Raw genomic sequence first — 20,021 nt, 5'->3', positions numbered from 1 at the left:
CCGGGACTAGAACGAGAACGGGATGTAGCAGGCGGCGGCCAGGATCACCGCACCCCAGCCCAGCAGCGCCGGCCGCCGGTACCAGGCCTCGTCGCCCGGCGCGGGCGCCTCCGTCATGCCGGGGGAGCGCGTGCCGTAGACGAGGCCCGCGAGCTCCGCCTCCGGCTTGGGTGCGGTGAACAGGGACACGATCACCATCACGACCGCGCCGGCGACGAACCCGGCGATCGCGGAGACGAAGTTGGCGCCCTGGTCGGTGGGGATGCCGATGATGCCCCTCTTGTAGAGGACGAAGTAGTTGACCATCGCGGTCACGGTGCCCGCGAGCAGCCCCCAGAAGCCGGATTTCGCCGAGGCCCGCTTCCAGAACATGCCGACGATGAAGACGACGAACATCGGCACGTTGAAGAAGGAGAACAGCGTCTGGAGGTAGCTCATGATGTTCGAGAACGACGACGCCAGGAACGCCGTACCGATGGACGCGCAGACGCCGATCGCCGTGATGAGCCGCCCGAAGCGCACGTAGTAGCCGTCCTCCCGGCCTCTCACCACGTACTTCGCCCAGATGTCCGTCGTGAACACGGTGTTGAAGGACGACACGTTGGCCGCCATACCGGCCATGAAGGCGGCCAGCAGCCCGGTCACCGCGATGCCGAGCACGCCGTTGGGCAGCAGCTGTGACATCAGGTACGGGATCGCGTCGTTGTACTGGAGGTCGGAGCCGGACGTGCCGATGTCCGGCACCAGCGCGGCGGCGACCAGGCCCGGGATCATCACCAGGAAGACGATGAAGATCTTCGGGTAGGCGGCGATCAGCGGGGTGCGCTGGGCGGCGGACAGGTTCTTCGCCGACAGGGCCCGCTGCACCTCGGCGAAGTTCGTCGTCCAGTAGCCGAAGGAGAGCACGAAGCCGAGGCCGAGGACGATGGTCAGCCAGTTCGCGCCGAGCGGGTTGACGGAGCCGATGCCGGTGCCGCCCCAGGCGGTCGTGAAGTTGCGGCCGTGGGTGGCGGTGAGCTTGTCGACCAGGCCGTCCCAGCCGCCGACCTTCTTCAGGCCCAGCACGGACAGCGGGATGAGGGCGGCCAGGATCACGAAGAACTGCAGCACCTCGTTGTAGATGGCCGAGGAGAGACCGCCGAGGGTGATGTACGCCAGCACGAACGCGCCGGCCACCACGATCGCCACCCACTGCGGCCAGCCCAGCAGCGCCTCCACCACGATCGCCAGGGCGTACAGGTTCACACCGGCGATCAGAATGGCCGCGAAGGCGAACAGGATCGAACTGAGCAGGTGTGCGGCTCTGTCGAAGCGGAGCAGCAGCATCTCGGGGACCGAGCGGACCTTGCTGCCGTAGTAGAAGGGCATCATCACCAGGCCCAGGAAGACCATGGCCGGAATGGCGCCGATCCAGTACCAGTGCACGGTGTACGCGCCGTACTGCGCGCTGTTGGCGGCCATGCCGAGGATCTCGGTGGCGGCCAGGTTCGCCGAGATGAACGCGAGACCGGTGATCCAGGCGGGCAGCGACCGTCCGGAGAGGAAGAAGTCGAGGCTGGTCTTCACCGAGCGGCGGGCCGCGAAGCCGATGCCCAGGACGACGACGAAGTAGATCGCCAGGATCGTGTAGTCCAGGCCGTTGGTCGGGAGCCGCAGCCCCGCCGCGAGGTCCGTGGTGAGGTCTGTCGCGAGGTATGTGGGGGATACGGGCGCATCTGTGGGGTTCTGCACCCAGTAATTCAACACTTTCGTTGTCTCACCTTGATTGATTGCGATGTTGACTGGGGTGGTGAGTTGTGTTTTGGTGTGTTCGGTTCTGTTTGATGGTTGGCTGGCTCGATCAATGGGAGTCCGCAGTGAAGAAGACCTCGACCCGGCTGGCCGACGGTCGCGAACTCATCTACTACGACCTGCGCGACGACACCGTGCGGGACGCGGTGGACCGCCGCCCGCTGGAGCGGACGCACACCACCTCGGAGATCCGCCGGGACGCGCTGCTCGGCGACCAGGTCGCGATCGCCTCGCACCGGCAGGGCCGCACCTACCACCCGCCGGCCGACCAGTGCCCGCTGTGCCCGACCAAGGGCGACCGGCTGAGCGAGATCCCGGACTCGTCGTACGACGTCGTGGTCTTCGAGAACCGTTTCCCCTCGCTGGCCGGCGACTCCGGGCGCTGCGAGGTGGTCTGCTTCACCTCGGACCACGACGCGTCCTTCGCGAGCCTCACCGAGGAGCAGGCGCGTCTCGTCCTCGACGCGTGGACCGACCGGACCTCGGAGCTGTCGCATCTCCCCTCCGTCGAGCAGGTGTTCTGCTTCGAGAACCGCGGCGAGGAGATCGGCGTGACGCTCGGTCACCCGCACGGCCAGATCTACGCCTACCCCTTCACCACCCCCCGCACCGCCCTGATGCTGCGTTCACTCGCAACGCACAAGGAAGCCACCGGCGGGGAGAACCTCTTCGACGCCGTGCTGGCGCGTGAACTCGCCGACGAGCGGGTCGTCCTTGAGAGTGAACACTGGGTCGCCTTCGTGCCGTACGCCGCACACTGGCCCTACGAGGTCCACCTGTACCCGAAGCGCCGGGTCCCCGACCTGCTCGGCCTCGACGAGGCGGCACGCTCAGAGTTCCCCCAGGTTTATCTGGAACTCTTGAGGCGCTTCGACCGTATCTTCGGTGAGGGTGAGCCTCCCACGCCCTACATCGCCGCCTGGCACCAGGCGCCGTTCGGGACGCTGGAGGAGTTCGACGGTGTCACGCGCGACGACTTCGCGCTGCACCTGGAGCTTTTCACCATCCGCCGAACGTCCGGCAAGCTGAAGTTTCTCGCGGGTTCCGAGTCAGGCATGAGCGTGTTCATCAACGACGTGCCGCCGGAGCGCGCGGCCGAGCGACTGCGAGAGGTAGCGAGTTGATGAAGTACCTGGTGACGGGCGGGGCAGGATACGTCGGCAGCGTGGTTGCCCAGCACCTGCTGGAGGCGGGCCACGAGGTCACCGTCCTCGACAACCTGTCCACGGGCTTCCGCGAGGGCGTCCCGGCGGGCGCCGCCTTCGTCGAGGGCGACATCCGCGACGCCGCCAAGTGGCTGGACCCCTCCTACGACGCGGTGCTGCATTTCGCCGCGTTCTCCCAGGTCGGCGAGTCGGTCGTGAAGCCCGAGAAGTACTGGGACAACAACGTCGGCGGCACCATGGCGCTGCTCGCCGCGATGCGCGAGGCCGGCGTCCGCAAGCTCGTCTTCTCCTCCACGGCGGCCACCTACGGCGAGCCCGTCCACACCCCGATCACCGAGACCGACCCGACCGCCCCCACCTCCCCCTACGGCGCCACCAAGCTCGCCGTGGACCACATGATCACCGGTGAGGCCGCCGCGCACGGCCTGGGCGCGGTCTCCCTGCGCTACTTCAACGTGGCCGGGGCGTACGGCGCGCAGGGCGAGCGCCACGACCCCGAGTCGCACCTGATCCCGCTGGTCCTCCAGGTCGCCCAGGGCAGGCGCGAGGCCATCTCCGTCTTCGGCGACGACTACCCGACGCCCGACGGCACCTGCATCCGCGACTACATCCACGTCGCCGACCTGGCCGACGCCCACCTGCTGGCCCTGACGGCCGCGCAGCCCGGCGAGCACCTGATCTGCAACCTCGGCAACGGCGAGGGCTTCTCGGTCCGCCAGGTCATCGAGACCGTCCGGCAGGTCACCGGCCACCCGATCCCCGAGGTCGTGGCCCCGCGCCGGGGCGGCGACCCGGCCGTCCTGGTCGCCTCGGCGGCCACCGCCCGCGAGAAGCTGGGCTGGAACCCGACCCGCGCGGACCTCGCGGGGATCGTCGCGGACGCCTGGGAGTTCGCGCAGCGCATCAGCACAGCAAGGGAGCGGTAAGTGGGGGCAGCACAGCAGGTCGCAGGCGCCTTCGAGGAGCTGTACGGCACGGCTCCCGACGGTGTCTGGGCGGCGCCCGGCCGGGTCAACCTGATCGGCGAGCACACCGACTACAACGACGGCTTCGTGATGCCGTTCGCGCTGCCGCACGCGGCGACGGCCGCCGTCGCCCGCCGCACCGACGGCGTGCTGCGGCTGCACTCCTCCGACGTCGAGGGCGGGGTCGTCGAGCTCTCCCTCGACGCCCTGGAACCCGGCACCGACCAGGAGTGGACGGCGTACCCGGCGGGCGTGGTCTGGGCGCTGCGGGAGGCCGGCCACCCGGTCACCGGCGCCGACGTGCACCTCGCCTCCACCGTCCCGACCGGCGCGGGCCTGTCCTCCTCCGCGGCCCTGGAGGTGGTGATCGCCCTCGCCCTCAACGACCTCTTCGAACTGGGCCTGCAGCGCTGGCAGCTGGCCCGCCTCTGTCAGCGTGCGGAGAACGTCTACGTCGGGGCGCCGACCGGCATCATGGACCAGACGGCGTCGGCCTGCTGCGAGCAGGGCCACGCCCTGTTCCTGGACACCCGCGACCTCTCGCAGAAGCAGATCCCCTTCGACCTCGCGGCCGAGGGCATGCGCCTGCTGGTCGTCGACACCCAGGTCAAGCACGCCCACAGCGGCGGCGAGTACGGCAAGCGCCGCGCCGGCTGCGAGAAGGGCGCGGCCCTGCTGGGCGTGGACGCGCTGCGGGACATCGCCTACGACGACCTGGAGTCCGCGCTGGAACGCCTCGGCGACGAGGCGGAGGTACGGCGCCTGGTCCGGCACGTCGTCACCGAGGACCACCGCGTCGAGCGCGTCGTGGCCCTCCTCGAAGCGGGCGACACCCGTGCCATCGGGCCCGTCCTCACCGAGGGGCACGCCTCCCTCCGCGACGACTTCCGGGTCTCCTGCCCCGAGCTGGACCTGGTCGTGGAGGCGGCGAACGCGGCCGGCGCGCTGGGCGCCCGGATGACCGGCGGCGGCTTCGGCGGCTCGGCGATCGTCCTCGCGGAGGCCGCCGACGTCGACACGATCGCGAAGGCGGTCGAGGAGGCCTTCGCGGCGGCCGGCTTCAAGGCCCCGCGGGTCTTCGAGGCGGTGCCGTCGGCGGGCGCCCGCCGGGAGAGCTGAGGCTCAGCCCAGCCGCTTCGTCAGCGTGTACTCCGTGATCCCCGGCGGATAGTCGGGGATCACGCACACCACCTCGTACCCCTGCTTCTTGTAGAACTCCGGGGCCTGGAAGTCCCAGGTCTCCAGGCGGGCCGCGGTGCAGCCGCGGTCGGTGCGGGCGATGCGCTCGGCCGCCGCGAGGAGGCTCCCGCCGAGGCCCGTGTCGCGGTGGCGGGCGTCCACCCAGAGGTAGGTGACGTGCAGCCAGGACGCCCAGCTGTGCCCGACCAGACCGCCGGCCATGTCACCCGAACTCTCGTCCATCGCCCAGAGGTGCAGCGGCACTTCGCGTTCGGCCGGGGTGCCGCGCAGCGCGGCCAGGACCGGAGATGCTGCCGTGTTGGTGGCCAGCAGCCGCGCGCGGAGCAGATCGCGTCGTTCCTTGTCGACTTCCGCCTCAATACGAAACATGCGGCACACCATAAACGCGTCGGCCGGGCAGTTCTGCAAATTGCCTTCCGCTCACGGCGACCGGTCGTACTCTGATGAGCAGTGCCGGTGGGGGCCGGCACCGATCAGGGGGCGAGACAAGTCGGATACGACGCCCGCGGTGGGGGTAGCAGTTCAGGCACGGCGGCGGTCGTGCGGTTCCGTCCTCTCGCGGGTGTCGTGTCCGCACGGTTCGTCGTTCTCCGGACCTTGGGGTATCCCCGGCTCGTGAAGAGCACTGGGGAAGGGGGTTTCGTGGTTCGCATCCGAGTCCTGGTCGTCGACGACCACCGCATCTTCGCCGAGTCGCTGGCGGCCGCACTGGCCGCCGAGCCCGACGTCGACGTGTCCGCGGCCGGCAGCGGTCCGGCCGCGCTGCGCTGCCTGGAGCGCGCGGTCGCCGAGGGCCGCCGCTACGACGTGCTGCTCGTCGACGCCGACCTGGGCGGTCAACTGCCGGGCGGCCGGGCGGCCGTGCCGGTGCAGGAGGCCAACGCGGAGGGGCTGGTCGACGGCATATCGCTGGTCGCCGGTGTCCGCTCGGCCCATCCGGCCGTCCGGGTCGTCGTCCTCGCCGAGAAGGACGACCCGCGGCGCGCGGCCCTGGCCCTGCAGGCCGGCGCCTGCGGCTGGGTCGCCAAAGACTGCTCGCTCTCCCGGCTGCTCAACGTCATCCGGGGCGTGCTGCGCGACGAGACGCATCTGCCGCCCGCCCTGCTCACGGGCGTCCTGCGGGAGTTGACGGCGGCCCGCAAGCACCGCACCGAGAGCGAACGGCTCGTGGAGTCCCTCACGCCGAGGGAGCGGGAAGTGCTCCGGTGCATGGTGGCGGGCCTGGGGCGCAAGGCGGTCGCCGAGCGCCTCTTCCTGTCCCCGCACACCGTCCGCACCCACATGCAGAACGTCCTCGGCAAGCTGGGCGTCCACTCCACCCTGGCCGCGGTCGCGCTGGCGCGGCGGGCCGGGGTGGGGCCGGCGGACCTAGCCGGGGATGTTGTCGAACGGGGCGGTCAACTGGCGTAGCAGTCCGGCGAGTTCGGCCCGCTGGGCGGGGGAGAGCTCGCCGAGGATCGCCCGCTCCTGGTCGAGGAGGCCTGCCAGGGCCTGGTCCGCGCGGTCCTGGCCCTCGGTGGTCAGGCGTACCAGTACGCCCCGCCGGTCGCTCGGGTCCGGCAGGCGCTCGACCAGGCTCTTCTTGGCCAGCCGGTCGATGCGGTTGGTCATCGTCCCCGAGGTGACCAGGGTCTGGGTCAGCAGCTGCCCGGGGGAGAGCTGGTACGGCGTGCCCGCGCGCCTGAGCGCGGTCAGCACGTCGAACTCCCAGGGCTCCAGGCTGTGCTCGGCGAAGGCCAGCCGACGTGCCCGGTCCAGGTGCCGCGCCAGCCGGCTCACCCGGCTGAGCACCTCTAGCGGTTCCACGTCGAGGTCCGGGCGCTCCCGGCGCCACGCAGCGACCAGCCGATCGACCTCGTCCTCCATGGCGATCAGTGTAGTGGTTGTGTCGACATGAAGTCTCTTGATATCGAGTCTCTTGACATCGAGATATCTGGGCGGGGAAGGTGGAGGACATGACGACTCCTGCCTGGGACCCCGCCCAGTACCTCCGTCACTCCGGTCACCGCGCCCGCGCCTTCACCGACCTCCTCGCCCACGTCCCGGCCCTCCCCGGCGACCCCCCGGCCATCGCCGACCTCGGCTGCGGCCCCGGCAACGTCACCGCCGTCCTCGCCGACCGCTGGCCCACCGCGCGGATCACCGGCTACGACAACTCGACCGCGATGCTCGACAAGGCCGAGGTCGACCACGCAGGACCCACCCCCGGCGGCGGCCGCCTCGACTTCGCCCACGCCGACCTGCGCACCTGGGCGCCCGAACGGCCGTACGACCTGATCGTGTCCAACGCGGCGCTCCAGTGGGTCCCCGGCCACCTCGACCGCTTCGCCGACTGGCTCGACGCGCTCGCTCCCGGCGGCACCTTCGCCTTCCAGGTGCCGAACAACATCGACGCGCCCCTGCACGCCCTGATGCGCGAGCTCGCCGCCACACCCCGCTGGAAGGCCCGGCTCGCCGACGTGCTGCGCCACGAGGACTCCGTCCACCCGCCCGCCGCCTACCTCGACCGGCTCGCCCGCCTCGGCTGCGCCACCGACGTCTGGGAGACCACCTACCTGCACGTCCTGACGGGCGAGGACCCCGTCCTGGACTGGGTCAAGGGCACCGGGCTGCGCCCCGCCCTCACCGCCCTCGGCGACGATCCCGAGGCCCGGGACGCCTTCGTCGCCGACTACCGCGACCTGCTGCGCGAGGCCTACCCGAGCGCCCCCTACGGCACGGTCCTGCCCTTCCGCCGCCTGTTCGCCGTCGCCCGCAAGGAGGACGTCTGATGCTCACCGCCCTCGACCACGTCCAGCTCGCCGTACCGCCGGGCTCGGAGGACCTGCTGCGTGCCTACTACGTCGATCTCCTCGGCATGACCGAGATCCCCAAGCCGCCCGTGCTCGCGGCCCGCGGCGGCTGCTGGTTCCGGGCCGGGACCGTGCACCTGCACCTCGGGGTCGAGGCGGCCTTCCGCCCCGCCCTGCAGGCCCACCCGGGACTGCGGGTCACGGACATCGAGGCCTGTGCCGAACGGCTCGAAGCCGGCGGCGCCCCCGTCACCTGGGACCACGACCTCCCCGGACACCGCCGCTTCTACTCCCAGGACCCCGTCGGCAACCGCCTGGAGTTCCTGGAACCCGTGCGCTGAGCCGCCGTTTGCCCCGGCCCGGTCACGGTTACCCGGAGTACCGAGATCCGAGTACGACCGGTGAGGAGTGATCGGCTGTGGCACGAGAGCAGAAGGCCAAGGCCAAGAAGGAACAGATCAAGGGCAAGGCCAAGGAGGTCGGCGGACGCGTCACGCGCGACCTGCCGATGGAGGCCGAAGGACGCCTGGAGCAGTCGAAGGGCGACGCCCGCCAGGCCAAGGAGAAGGCGAAGGACACCTTCAAGCACTGAGCGCACCGAGCGCACCGCGCACCGGGCTCACGCCTTGCGGTGCCCTATCAGCCGCGGCTTCTGCTCCAGGCCGTCCAGGCCGTGCCAGGCCAGGTTCACCAGGTGGGCGGCGACCTCCGCCTTCTTCGGGCGGCGCACGTCCAGCCACCACTGGCCGGTCAGCGCGACCATCCCCACCAGCGCCTGCGCGTACAGCGGGGCCAGCTTGGGGTCGAAGCCGCGGCTCTTGAACTCCCGGCCCAGGATGTCCTCCACCTGGGTCGCGATGTCCGAGATGAGGGACGCGAAGGAACCCGTCGACTGCGGGATGGGGGAGTCCCGGACCAGGATCCGGAACCCGTCCGTGTACTCCTCGATGTAGTCGAGGAGCGCGAACGCGGCCTGCTCGCACAGCTCCCGCGGATGCCCGGCCGTGAGGGAACCGGTCACCATGTCCAGCAGGCGCCGCATCTCCCGGTCGACCACCACCGCGTACAGCCCCTCCTTGCCGCCGAAGTGCTCGTACACCACCGGCTTGGAGACCCCGGCCTTCGCCGCGATCTCCTCCACCGACGTGCCCTCGAAACCCTTCGCCGCGAAGAGGGTGCGACCGATCTCCAACAGCTGCTGGCGGCGCTCCGCACCGGTCATACGGGTACGACGCGCCCGCCGCTGCTTGTCGGTACTGGGGGTGCTGGAGTCGGTCGCCACGCCGTCAATCATGCCGCCTTCGCGGCCTCCGCCCCCTGCGGGGAGCCGCCTTCCCCGGTGTTACGGCGCGAATCGATACGTGAGCGTGACGGCCAGCGCACGTCGTACGCCCAGCCCAGCTGCTCGCACCAACGGATGATCCGCGCCGACGAGTCGATCTGGCCGCGCTCCACCCCGTGCCGCGCGGAGGTCGGGTCGGCGTGGTGCAGGTTGTGCCAGGACTCGCCGCAGGACAGGACCGCCAGCCACCACACGTTGCCCGACCGGTCCCGCGACTTGAACGGCCGCTTGCCCACCGCGTGGCAGATCGAGTTGATCGACCACGTCACGTGGTGGAGCAGCGCCACCCGGACGAGTGAACCCCAGAAGAAGGCGGTGAACGCGCCCCACCAGGACATCGTCACCAGGCCGCCGATCAGCGGCGGCAGCGCCAGGGAGACGACGGTCCAGTAGATGAACTGGCGGGAGATCGTCCGGATCGCCGGGTCCTTGACCAGATCCGGCGCGTACTTGTCCTGCGGGGTCCGCTCCTCATCGAACATCCAGGCGATATGCGCCCACCACAGGCCCTTGATCAGCGCCGGCACGGTCTCGCCGTACCGCCACGGCGAATGCGGGTCGCCCTCCGCGTCGGAGAACTTGTGGTGCTTGCGGTGGTCGGCCACCCAGCGCACCAGCGGCCCCTCCACCGCCATCGACCCCGCGACCGCCAGCGCGATCCGCAGCGGCCGCTTCGCCTTGAAGGAACCGTGGGTGAAGTAACGGTGGTAACCGATCGTCACACCGTGACAGCCCAGGTAGTAGAAGAACACCATCAGGCCCAGGTCGAGCCAGCTCACGCCCCATCCCCACGCCAGTGGCACCGCCGCCAGCAGCGCGAGGAACGGCACGACGATGAACAGCAGCAGGGTGATCTGCTCCAGCGAACCCTTCCGCTCACCCCCCAGGGTGGCGGACGGGGTCGCGGTGTCGGCCGCCTTCCGGGGGTCTTCGATCACATCGGAACTAGACGAGGTCATGCGCGTCCCCTGTGGGGTCGAGGGTTGAGAGAGGCGCCGATCCGCGGTGACCGAACGGGACGGCAAAGGAGCTTCCCTACGGTTCCGTAACCTACGGCGACGTAAGTATGGCAGCGGGGCGTCTCACGGCAAGAGCCCCAGCACCTGCGCGTCCTCATGGACACCTATCCTTGGAGTCGGTCGGACAGCGCGGTCCGCTCTGTTTCCTTCCCTGATGTCCGGCCGCTATGCGGACAGGCTCCACCTGCCGCCCGGCCGACGGACGGGTTCCCTCCAGACGAGCTTCAACACTGCAAGGAGCCGCACCTGTGAGCAGTGCCGACGACCAGACCACCACGACCAGCAGTGAGCTGCGCGCCGACATCCGCCGACTGGGCGACCTCCTCGGCGAGACCCTCGTCCGCCAGGAGGGCCCCGAGCTGCTGGAGCTCGTCGAGAAGGTCCGCCGCCTCACCCGCGAGGATGGCGAAGCCGCCGCCGAACTGCTGCGCGGCACCGAACTGGAGACCGCCGCCAAGCTGGTCCGCGCCTTCTCCACCTACTTCCATCTTGCCAACGTCACCGAGCAGGTGCACCGCGGCCGCGAGCTGCGCGCCCGCCGCGCCGCCGAGGGCGGCCTGCTCGCCCGCACCGCCGACCGGCTCAAGGACGCCGACCCCGAGCACCTGCGCGAGACCGTGCAGAACCTCAACGTCCGCCCGGTGTTCACGGCCCACCCCACCGAGGCCGCGCGCCGTTCGGTCCTCAACAAGCTCCGGCGCATCGCCGCGCTCCTGGACACGCCGGTCATCGAGTCCGACCGCCGCCGCACCGACATCCGCCTCGCCGAGAACATCGACCTCGTCTGGCAGACCGACGAGCTGCGCGTCGTCCGCCCGGAGCCCGCCGACGAGGCCCGCAACGCCATCTACTACCTGGACGAGCTGCACGCCGACGCGGTGGGAGACGTGCTGGAGGACCTCACTGCGGAACTGGAGCGGGTCGGCGTCAAGCTCCCCGACGACACGCGGCCGCTGACCTTCGGCACCTGGATCGGCGGCGACCGCGACGGCAACCCCAACGTCACCCCCCAGGTCACCTGGGACGTCCTGATCCTCCAGCACGAGCACGGCATCAACGACGCCGTGGAGATGATCGACGAACTCCGCGGCTTCCTGTCCAACTCCATCCGCTACACGGGTGCCACCGAGGAGCTGCTGGAGTCCCTGCGGGCCGATCTGGAGCGGCTGCCCGGGATCAGCCCCCGCTACAAGCGCCTCAACGCCGAGGAGCCCTACCGCCTCAAGGCCACCTGCATCCGGCAGAAGCTGACCAACACCAAGCAGCGCCTGGCCACCGGCACCCCGCACGAACCCGGCCGCGACTACCTCGGCACCGCCGAGCTCCTCGGCGACCTGCGCCTGATCCAGGCCTCCCTGCGCGAACACCGCGGCGGCCTGTTCGCCGACGGCCGCCTGGCCCGGACGATCCGCACCCTCGCCGCGTTCGGCCTCCAGCTCGCCACCATGGACGTCCGCGAGCACGCCGACGCCCACCACCACGCCCTCGGCCAGCTCTTCGACCGCCTCGGCGAGGAGTCCTGGCGCTACGCCGACATGCCCCGCGAGTACCGCGCCAAGCTCCTCGCCAAGGAGCTCAGGTCGCGTCGGCCGCTGGCCCCGACCCCGGCACCCGTCGACGCGGCCGGCGCCAAGACCCTCGGCGTCTTCGAGACCGTGAAGAAGGCCCTGGAGATCTTCGGCCCCGAGGTCGTCGAGTCGTACATCATCTCCATGTGCCAGGGCGCCGACGACGTCTTCGCCGCCGCCGTCCTCGCTCGCGAGGCCGGCCTGGTCGACCTGCACGCCGGCTGGGCCAAGGTCGGCATCGTGCCGCTCCTGGAGACCACCGACGAGCTCAAGGCCGCCGACACCATCCTGGAGGACATGCTCTCCGACCCGTCGTACCGCCGCCTGGTGGCACTGCGCGGAGACGTCCAGGAGGTCATGCTCGGCTACTCCGACTCCTCCAAGTTCGGCGGCATCACCACCAGCCAGTGGGAGATCCACCGCGCCCAGCGCCGGCTGCGCGACGTCGCCCACCGCTACGGCGTCCGGCTGCGCCTCTTCCACGGCCGCGGCGGCACCGTCGGCCGCGGCGGCGGCCCCTCCCACGACGCGATCCTCGCCCAGCCCTGGGGCACCCTGGAGGGCGAGATCAAGGTGACCGAGCAGGGCGAGGTCATCTCCGACAAGTACCTGATCCCGTCCCTGGCCCGGGAGAACCTCGAACTGACGGTCGCGGCGACCCTCCAGGCCTCCGCCCTGCACACGGCCCCCCGCCAGTCGGGGGAGGCCCTGGCCCGCTGGGACGCCGCCATGGACGTCGTCAGCGACGCCGCCCACGCGGCCTACCGCCGCCTGGTGGAGGACCCCGACCTGCCGACGTACTTCCTCGCGTCGACGCCGGTGGACCAGCTCGCCGACCTGCACCTGGGCTCCCGGCCCTCCCGCCGCCCCGGCTCCGGCGTCTCGCTCGACGGCCTGCGCGCCATCCCCTGGGTGTTCGGCTGGACCCAGTCCCGGCAGATCGTCCCCGGCTGGTTCGGCGTCGGCTCCGGCCTCAAGGCACTGCGCGAGGCGGGCCTGGACACCGTCCTGGACGAGATGCACGAACAGTGGCACTTCTTCCGGAACTTCGTCTCCAACGTCGAGATGACCCTCGCCAAGACGGACCTGCGGATCGCCCAGCACTACGTGGACACCCTCGTCCCGGACGAGCTCAAGCACGTCTTCGACACGATCCGCGAAGAGCACGCCCTGACCGTCGCCGAGGTCCTGAAGATCACCGGCGAGGCCGAACTCCTCGACGCCACCCCGGTCCTCAAGCAGACCTTCACCATCCGCGACGCCTACCTGGACCCGATCTCCTACCTCCAGGTCACCCTGCTCAAGCGCCAGCGCGACGCGGCGGCAGCGAGCGAGCCGGCCGACCCGCTGCTCGCCCGCGCCCTGCTCCTCACGGTCAACGGCGTGGCGGCGGGCCTGCGCAACACCGGCTGACGGCTGTCGGACATGACGGTGCCCCGGGGTCGTACACCCCGGGGCACCGGTCGTTTCCGGCACAGCTCACTGCAACGCGGCGAACGCCGCCGTGAGCAGCGCGATCCCCGAACCCCCCAGCACCCACGCCACCCGCCTCAGCCGCAGCCCCCCGGCCACCACCACCGACGCCAGCAGCAGCGCACCGCCGAGCGGCACCCAGGCGTACAGGACCCCGGCCGGGCCCGACCGGACCACATCCCCGGTACCGGGCTTCACGATCACGTCGTACGTCTGCCCCTTGCGCACCCCGACCGACTTGTCGAGGACGACACTCGCGCGCTTCGACGCGCCGGTCGAGGCGGGCGCGAACGGCCCCGTGCAGGTGTCGGCACCGCACGCCGCAACCGTCACCGTGCCCCGCTCCTTGCCCTTCGTCAGCATCACGTCCTGCGCGGTGCCCCACGACCCCCACACCCCGGCGACCAGGATCAGCACGGCGACCGCACCCATCGACACGACACGCAACGCGTTGACCGAGGCCGTACGGGAGGAGGCGGCGGAGGCAGCAGGCATGGCCGGGATCATTGGCCATGTCCCTACGGCCGGTCAACTGCCCTGGGGGACAAGTCAGGAGTTGTACGAGCTTTGCGCCCGCTCCAGCCCCTCGGTGACCAGCGCCTCCACCGCGTCGGCGGCCCGGTCCGCGAAGTAGTCCAGCTCCTTGCGCTCGGTCGAGGAGAAGTCCTTCAGCACGAAGTCGGCGACCTGCATACGCCCCGGAGGCCGCCCGATCCCGAACCGCACCCGGTGATAGTCCGCGCCCATCGCCTTCGTCATCGACTTCAGCCCGTTGTGCCCGTTGTCGCCGCCGCCCAGCTTCAGGCGGAGCACGCCGTAGTCGATGTCCAGCTCGTCGTGGACCGCGACGATGTTGGCGACCGGCACCTTGTAGAAGTCGCGCAGCGCGTTCACCGGGCCGCCGGAGAGATTCATGAACGACATCGGCTTCGCCAGGATCACCCGCCGGCTGCCCGGCCCCGGCGCCCCGAGCCGCCCCTCCACCACCTGCGCCTGAGCCTTCCCGGCCCGCTTGAACTTCCCGCCGATCCGGTCGGCGAGCAGGTCCGCGACCATGAACCCGACGTTGTGCCGGTTCATCGCGTACTCGGGCCCGGGATTACCGAGCCCGACGATCAGCCAGGGGGCGCCTGCGGGGGTCGTCACGTCCATCTCTCCTTGATACGCGCCAGCCGCCGCTCCCGGGGGAACGGCGGCTGACCGTTGCTTGACTGCTCGCCGGCGCCTATTCAGCAGACGGCACCTGAACCGACGGCTCAGGCCTCAGCCGCTTCCGCGGCCTCGCCCTCGGCGCCCTCAGCCGCCTCCTCCGCCTGCGCGGCCAAGACCTGGAGGACGACCGCGTCCTCGTCGACGGCCAGCGTCACACCGGACGGCAGCGTGATGTCCTTGGCGAGGACGGACGCACCGGCCTCCAGGCCCTCGACGGAGACGGTGACGGCCTCGGGGATGTGGGTGGCCTCGGCCTCGACCGGCAGCGCGTTGAGCACGTGCTCCAGCAGGTTGCCGCCCGCGGCCAGCTCGCCCTCGGTGTGCACGGGGATCTCGACGTTGACCTTCTCGCCGCGCTTGACCAGCAGCAGGTCGACGTGCTCCAGGAAGCCCTTGATCGGGTCACGCACGACGGACTTCGGGATCGCCAGCTCGTTCGACTTGCCGTCGATGTCGAGGGAGATCAGGACGTTCGGCGTACGCAGCGCGAGCAGCAGCTCGTGGCCCGGCAGGGTCAGGTGGATCGGGTCCGAACCGTGGCCGTACAGGACACCGGGGACCTTGCTGTCACGACGGATACGGCGCGCGGCACCCTTGCCGAACTCGGTGCGCGACTCGGCGGCGATCTTCACCTCGGACATGGTGATCACTCCTCGTAGAGGTAGATACGGACGTGGTCACCCGGCCACGAACGGCCTGCTACGAAGAGCGCGTCGATAACGGACCGCCGACACCTGTACGGAACAGGTACGGCCTCCCTCGCCGAGCAACTGCAGCAGTCTACTCGGAGGGGGAGGCCGTACCCAAAACGATCACCGCGGGCTGTGCAGAAACCTCACTGCACGGTGCTTACGGTGCAAAACTCACTGCTCGTCGAAGAGGCTCGTCACCGAACCGTCCTCGAACACCTCACGCACCGCACTCGCGATCGTCGGCGCGATCGACAGCACCGTGATCTTGTCCAGATCCCGGCTCAGCTCACCCGGCGTCGGCAGCGTGTTCGTCAGCACGAACTCACTCACCCGCGAGTTCTTCAGCCGGTCCGCCGCCGGACCCGACAGCACACCGTGCGTCGCCGTCACGATGACGTCCTCCGCACCGTGCGCGAACAGCGCGTCCGCCGCCGCACAGATCGTGCCACCCGTGTCGATCATGTCGTCGACCAGGACACAGACCCGGCCCTTGACCTCGCCCACGACCTCGTGGACGGTCACCTGGTTCGCCACGTCCTTGTCACGGCGCTTGTGCACGATGGCCAGCGGCGCACCGAGCCGGTCGCACCAGCGGTCCGCGACCCGGACCCGGCCGGCGTCCGGGGACACGATCGTCAGCTTGCCCTTGTCCACCTTCGCGCCCACGTAGTCCGCCAGCAGCGGAAGCGCGAACAGGTGGTCCACCGGCCCGTCGAAGAACCCCTGGATCTGGTCCGTGTGCAGGTCCACGGTCAGGATCCGGTCCGCACCCGCCGTCTTCATCAGATCGGCGATCAGCCGCGCCGAGATCGGTTCACGGCCCCGGTGCTTCTTGTCCTGCCGGGCGTAACCGTAGAAGGGCACGATCACCGTGATGGAACGCGCCGACGCGCGCTTCAGCGCGTCGATCATGATCAACTGTTCCATGATCCACTGGTTGATCGGAGCCGTGTGGCTCTGGATCACGAAGCAGTCGGCACCGCGCGCCGACTCCTGGTAGCGGACGTAGATCTCGCCGTTCGCGAAGTCGAAGGCCTTCGTCGGGACGACCCCGACACCCAGCTGGTGGGCGACCTCCTCGGCAAGCTCGGGGTGGGCGCGGCCGGAGAAGAACATCATCTTCTTCTCGCCGGTCGTCTTGAACCCGGTCACAGCACTGTCTCCTCAGAGGTGTCTCAGCCGTACAGCTGGATCTTCCGCGCCCCGAATGCCCGGCGTGGAAGGGCGAAACAGCTGGTTAGGTGCGGGTGTGCACTTATCACGGTACGACGTCTTCGGCGCACCTGTTTCCGGTCAGTCCTCGCTCACGCCCCGCCGGGAAGCCGCCTCGGCAGCCTTCGCCGCCGCACTCCCCGGACGCTTCCGGGCCACCCAACCCTCGATATTCCGCTGCTGACCGCGGGCCACGGCCAGTGAACCGGGCGGCACATCCTTCGTGATCACAGACCCGGCAGCGGTGTACGCACCGTCCCCGATCGTGACAGGCGCCACAAACATGTTGTCCGAACCCGTCTTGCAGTGCGACCCGACAGTGGTGTGGTGCTTGCTCTCACCGTCGTAGTTAACGAACACACTGGCCGCACCGATGTTCGAGTACTCGCCGATCGTCGCATCACCGACATACGAGAGATGCGGAACCTTCGTCCCCTCCCCGATCGACGCGTTCTTCGTCTCCACGTACGTACCGATCTTGCCCTTGGCCCCCAGCCGCGTCCCCGGCCGCAGATAGGCATACGGTCCCACGCTCGCGTCCGCACCGATATGAGCGGAATCGGACACCGTGTTGATCACCCGCGCCCCGGCGCCGACCCGGGTGTCCTTCAGCCGGCTGTTCGGCCCGACCTCCGCACCCTCCGCCAGATGCGTCGAACCCAGCAGCTGCGTCCCCGGATGCACGACGGCATCCTGCTCGAACGTCACCGTCACATCCACCCACGTCGTCGCCGGATCCACGACCGTCACGCCGTCCAGCATCGCCCGCTCCAGCAACCGGTCGTTCAGGATCCGCCGCGCCTCCGCCAGCTGCACCCGGTTGTTGATCCCGGCGATCTCCCGGTGGTCCCCCGCCACCGACGCACCCACCCGGTGCCCGGCCTCCCGCAGGATCCCCAGCACGTCCGTCAGGTACTCCTCACCCTGACTGTTGTCCGTCCGCACCTTCCCCAGCGCGTCCGCCAGCAGCTGCCCGTCGAACGCGAACACCCCGGAATTGATCTCCCGGATCGCCCGCTGTTCGTCCGAGGCGTCCTTGTGCTCCACGATGGCCGTCACGGCCCCCGAAGCGGCGTCCCGCACGATACGGCCGTAACCGGTCGCGTCCGGCACCTCCGCCGTCAGCACGGTCACCGCGTTGCCGTCACCGTGATGCGCCTGGGCGAGCCGCCGCAGCGTCTCCCCGGTCAGCAGCGGAGTGTCCCCGCACACCACGACCACGGTCCCCTCGACCGCCCCGCCCAGCTCCTCCAGCGCCATCCGCACGGCGTGCCCGGTGCCGTTCTGCTGCTCCTGCACGGCGGTACGGACGCCGGCGTCGACCTCACCGAGATGCGCGGCGACCTGCTCGCGCGCGTGCCCGACGACGACGACCAGGTTCTCGGGGTCCAACTCGCGGGAGGCGGCGAGCACATGACCCACCAGGGAACGGCCACAGATGTCGTGCAGGACCTTGGGTGTGGCCGACTTCATACGGGTGCCCTCACCCGCTGCGAGAACGACGACGGCTGCCGGGCGAATGGCGCTCACGGGGTTGCCCTTCGGCTTTTTGGATGGTGGGGGTGACATCCGCAGGATACCGGGGCGTTTCGTGGGGGACATGGGAGCGGGCCCTGACGGAGCTGTCAGGGCCCGAACCGAGCATGGCTCCCCCGCCAGGACTCGAACCCGGACAGATGGCACCAAAAGCCACAGTGCTGCCAATTACACCACGGGGGAATATTCCCGACTGAACCGGACATTTAGTCGGGCCGTCGAGTGGCGCCTCCTACTATGCCGTACCAGGCGCCTTCCATGCGACGGTACAAGTCGGCGCTCTGCCGGACGTGGATCACGAGGCATCCGCGGTAGGAGTCACCGGTGTTCCCCTGAACTGTCCTGGGGCTGCGCGATGAACGGCTCCCGGTCCGACAACTCCCCGAAAGCGGCTGCGGCTTCCTGCTTCGTCGTCGTACGTTCGAGGTCCCGGGAGGCGGTCGCGGATCTGGCGGCGGCCGAGTCCGGCCCGTCGGAGGGCGACCGCCTGCTCGCGTAGCCCCTCGAAGTCACGGTATTTGCTGTGTGGATGTGTCATGGGCGTACCGTCCGGGCGGAATGGTCGATTCCGGGGTCGAACGTGCGTGGTTCAGTAGTTCGAGGGATTCCAGTGGGTTTCGGTGTTGTTCGGTTACGGAGTGTGGTGTAGGCGAGTAGACGAAACTCACCGGAAAAGCCCACCCTCGCGCCCGTAGGCTGGAGGCATGACCACGACGGGGGCAGACCACGCGACGGCCTTGAGAGGGCCGTGGTGGTGGTCACGGTGGCGTAGTGCGGTGCTGGACGTGGGGCTCGCGCTGGTGTCGGCGCTGGAGTGCGCCGCGGAGGGGATTCCGTTCGCGCGGGACGCGGGGATCCCGGTGTCGGCGGGGATCGTGTTCGGTCTGCTGGCCGGTTCCGTGCTGGTGCTGCGCCGGAAGTGGCCGATAGCCGTGGTGCTGGTCGCGATCGCGATCACGCCGGCCCAGATGGGTTTCCTGATGGGCATCGTCGGCCTGTACACGCTGGCCGCGGCGGAGCTGCCGCGGCGGATCATCGTGGCGCTGGCGGGGATGACGTTCCTGGGGACGTTGATCGTGACGTTCGTGCGGGTGCGGCAGAGCATGGCGCGGGGGGATCTGACGCTGGGGGACTGGTTCGTTCCGTTCGCGTCGCTGGCGACCTCGCTGGGGTTGACGGCGCCTCCGGTGCTGCTGGGGTTGTACGTGGGTGCGCGGCGGCGGTTGATGGAGAGTCTGCGGGAGCGGGCGGACAGTCTGGAGCGGGAGCTTCAGTTGCTCGCGGAGCGGGCGGAGGAGCGTGCGGAGTGGGCGCGGGGCGAGGAGCGGACGCGGATCGCGCGGGAGATGCATGACGTGGTGGCGCACCGGGTGTCGTTGATGGTGGTGCACGCGGCGGCGTTGCAGGCGGTGGCGCGGAAGGATCCGGAGAAGGCGGTGCGGAACGCGGCGCTGGTGGGGGACATGGGGCGTCAGGCGTTGACGGAGTTGCGGGAGATGTTGGGGGTGTTGCGTTCGGGGGAGGCGGCTCAGCGGCGTTCGGCTGCCGCTTCGGCGTCGGCGTCGGTGTCGGTGTCGGTTTCGGTGCCGTTGGCGGCGGTGGGGGTGGCGGCCGCGGCGGCGGCTTCGCGGGTGGCGGCGGAGGAGGAGGGGCCGTGGCTGTCGGAGTTGGAGGTGCTGGTGGGGCAGTCGGCGGCGGCGGGGATGGTGGTGGATCTGTCGGTCGAGGGGGATGCGCGGTCGTATGCGGCGGTGATCGAGCAGACGGCGTTCCGGGTGGTGCAGGAGGCGCTGACGAACGTGCACAAGCATGCGGCGGGTGCGAAGACGCATGTGCGGTTGGCGCACCGGGTGGCGGAGATCGCGATGCAGGTGGAGAACGAGCCGCCGCCGGAGCCGGCGTCGGCGGCGTCGGCGGGGTTGCCGTCGGGTGGGAACGGTCTGGTGGGGATGCGTGAGCGGGTGCTGGGGCTGGGTGGGGTGTTCGTGTCGGGTCCGACGGACGCCGGGGGCTTCCGGGTGTCGGCGGTGATTCCGGCGGCCTGACCGGCAGT

Annotated in this window: 19 protein-coding genes and 1 tRNA gene; 9 read left to right on the top strand and 11 right to left on the bottom strand. The window is 70.0% G+C overall.

The window, feature by feature from the left end; all coding sequences use genetic code 11:
• Positions 1–6: 6 nt before the first annotated feature.
• On the bottom strand, positions 7–1,731 hold the full coding sequence (locus ABT137_RS20225) for a sodium:solute symporter family protein (protein ID WP_502984551.1): 1,725 nt from the start codon (positions 1,729–1,731) through the stop codon (positions 7–9).
• A gap of 125 nt (positions 1,732–1,856) precedes the next feature.
• On the opposite strand from ABT137_RS20225, the gene galT reads away from it, so the two are divergent.
• From galT to galK, 3 genes are read left to right on the top strand one after another with little or no spacing between them, the layout of a single operon-like run.
• Positions 1,857–2,915, top strand: coding sequence for a galactose-1-phosphate uridylyltransferase (galT, locus tag ABT137_RS20220; RefSeq protein WP_351710678.1), 1,059 nt, complete (start codon positions 1,857–1,859; stop codon positions 2,913–2,915).
• The gene (galE, locus tag ABT137_RS20215; protein ID WP_351710676.1) at positions 2,915–3,883 is read left to right on the top strand and encodes a UDP-glucose 4-epimerase GalE; all 969 of its coding nucleotides are present in this window, start codon (positions 2,915–2,917) and stop codon (positions 3,881–3,883) included. Before galT ends, galE begins: the two co-directional genes overlap by 1 nt.
• Positions 3,884–5,041, top strand: coding sequence for a galactokinase (gene galK, locus ABT137_RS20210; protein WP_351710674.1), 1,158 nt, complete (start codon positions 3,884–3,886; stop codon positions 5,039–5,041).
• Between the two features lie 3 nt (positions 5,042–5,044).
• On the opposite strand, the gene ABT137_RS20205 is transcribed toward galK, so the two are convergent.
• Complete coding sequence (locus ABT137_RS20205) at positions 5,045–5,503, bottom strand: GNAT family N-acetyltransferase (RefSeq protein WP_351710672.1); 459 nt, start codon at positions 5,501–5,503, stop codon at positions 5,045–5,047.
• 261 nt (positions 5,504–5,764) lie between these two features.
• Here ABT137_RS20205 and ABT137_RS20200 point away from each other — a divergent pair, with 261 nt between their 5' ends.
• On the top strand, positions 5,765–6,532 hold the full coding sequence (locus tag ABT137_RS20200; protein ID WP_351710670.1) for a LuxR C-terminal-related transcriptional regulator: 768 nt from the start codon (positions 5,765–5,767) through the stop codon (positions 6,530–6,532).
• On the opposite strand, the gene ABT137_RS20195 is transcribed toward ABT137_RS20200, so the two are convergent.
• The gene (locus tag ABT137_RS20195) at positions 6,491–6,988 is read right to left on the bottom strand and encodes a MarR family winged helix-turn-helix transcriptional regulator (RefSeq protein ID WP_351710668.1); all 498 of its coding nucleotides are present in this window, start codon (positions 6,986–6,988) and stop codon (positions 6,491–6,493) included. The two genes, ABT137_RS20200 and ABT137_RS20195, sit on opposite strands and share 42 nt — an antisense overlap.
• A gap of 89 nt (positions 6,989–7,077) precedes the next feature.
• On the opposite strand from ABT137_RS20195, the gene ABT137_RS20190 reads away from it, so the two are divergent.
• From ABT137_RS20190 to ABT137_RS20180, 3 genes are all read left to right on the top strand, one after another.
• Positions 7,078–7,893, top strand: a complete 816-nt coding sequence (locus tag ABT137_RS20190) for a trans-aconitate 2-methyltransferase (RefSeq protein ID WP_351710666.1) — start codon at positions 7,078–7,080, stop codon at positions 7,891–7,893.
• Complete coding sequence (locus ABT137_RS20185; protein ID WP_351710664.1) at positions 7,893–8,255, top strand: VOC family protein; 363 nt, start codon at positions 7,893–7,895, stop codon at positions 8,253–8,255. Before ABT137_RS20190 ends, ABT137_RS20185 begins: the two co-directional genes overlap by 1 nt.
• Before the next feature lie 77 nt (positions 8,256–8,332).
• Positions 8,333–8,506, top strand: a complete 174-nt coding sequence (locus tag ABT137_RS20180; RefSeq protein ID WP_351710662.1) for a CsbD family protein — start codon at positions 8,333–8,335, stop codon at positions 8,504–8,506.
• 27 nt (positions 8,507–8,533) lie between these two features.
• Here the strand turns inward: ABT137_RS20180 and ABT137_RS20175 are convergent, their stop codons facing one another.
• Together ABT137_RS20175 and ABT137_RS20170 are read right to left on the bottom strand one after the other, a co-directional pair.
• Entirely contained in the window at positions 8,534–9,208 is a 675-nt protein-coding gene (locus ABT137_RS20175; protein ID WP_351710660.1) for a TetR family transcriptional regulator, read from the bottom strand.
• The gene (locus tag ABT137_RS20170) at positions 9,205–10,215 is read right to left on the bottom strand and encodes an acyl-CoA desaturase (RefSeq protein WP_351710658.1); all 1,011 of its coding nucleotides are present in this window, start codon (positions 10,213–10,215) and stop codon (positions 9,205–9,207) included. Before ABT137_RS20170 ends, ABT137_RS20175 begins: the two co-directional genes overlap by 4 nt.
• Before the next feature lie 308 nt (positions 10,216–10,523).
• Between ABT137_RS20170 and ppc the strand changes: the two genes are divergently transcribed.
• Entirely contained in the window at positions 10,524–13,256 is a 2,733-nt protein-coding gene (gene ppc / locus ABT137_RS20165; protein ID WP_351710656.1) for a phosphoenolpyruvate carboxylase, read from the top strand.
• A gap of 66 nt (positions 13,257–13,322) precedes the next feature.
• On the opposite strand, the gene ABT137_RS20160 is transcribed toward ppc, so the two are convergent.
• From ABT137_RS20160 to ABT137_RS20135, 6 genes are all read right to left on the bottom strand, one after another.
• A complete protein-coding gene (locus ABT137_RS20160; protein WP_502984550.1) occupies positions 13,323–13,811 on the bottom strand; it encodes a hypothetical protein in 489 nt (162 codons plus the stop codon).
• A 54-nt stretch (positions 13,812–13,865) separates the two neighbouring features.
• A complete protein-coding gene (gene pth, locus ABT137_RS20155; protein ID WP_351710652.1) occupies positions 13,866–14,468 on the bottom strand; it encodes an aminoacyl-tRNA hydrolase in 603 nt (200 codons plus the stop codon).
• Between the two features lie 104 nt (positions 14,469–14,572).
• Complete coding sequence (locus tag ABT137_RS20150; protein WP_351710650.1) at positions 14,573–15,169, bottom strand: 50S ribosomal protein L25/general stress protein Ctc; 597 nt, start codon at positions 15,167–15,169, stop codon at positions 14,573–14,575.
• Positions 15,170–15,391: 222 nt separating this feature from the next.
• Positions 15,392–16,372: a ribose-phosphate diphosphokinase gene (locus tag ABT137_RS20145; protein WP_351710648.1), complete on the bottom strand. Its 981-nt coding sequence runs from the start codon at positions 16,370–16,372 to the stop codon at positions 15,392–15,394.
• Between the two features lie 141 nt (positions 16,373–16,513).
• Positions 16,514–17,962: a bifunctional UDP-N-acetylglucosamine diphosphorylase/glucosamine-1-phosphate N-acetyltransferase GlmU gene (gene glmU, locus ABT137_RS20140; protein WP_351710647.1), complete on the bottom strand. Its 1,449-nt coding sequence runs from the start codon at positions 17,960–17,962 to the stop codon at positions 16,514–16,516.
• Positions 17,963–18,076: 114 nt separating this feature from the next.
• Positions 18,077–18,151: transfer RNA gene (locus ABT137_RS20135), tRNA-Gln, on the bottom strand.
• A gap of 521 nt (positions 18,152–18,672) precedes the next feature.
• Between ABT137_RS20135 and ABT137_RS20130 the strand changes: the two genes are divergently transcribed.
• A complete protein-coding gene (locus tag ABT137_RS20130) occupies positions 18,673–20,013 on the top strand; it encodes a sensor histidine kinase (protein WP_351710646.1) in 1,341 nt (446 codons plus the stop codon).
• Positions 20,014–20,021: the final 8 nt, after the last annotated feature.

Origin of the sequence: Streptomyces sp. NPDC001980 (assembly GCF_040296885.1) — a bacterium.
GTDB lineage: Bacteria > Actinomycetota > Actinomycetes > Streptomycetales > Streptomycetaceae > Streptomyces.
Note: the sequence above shows the minus strand (reverse complement) of the source record. Positions and strands in the feature narration are given on the sequence as shown.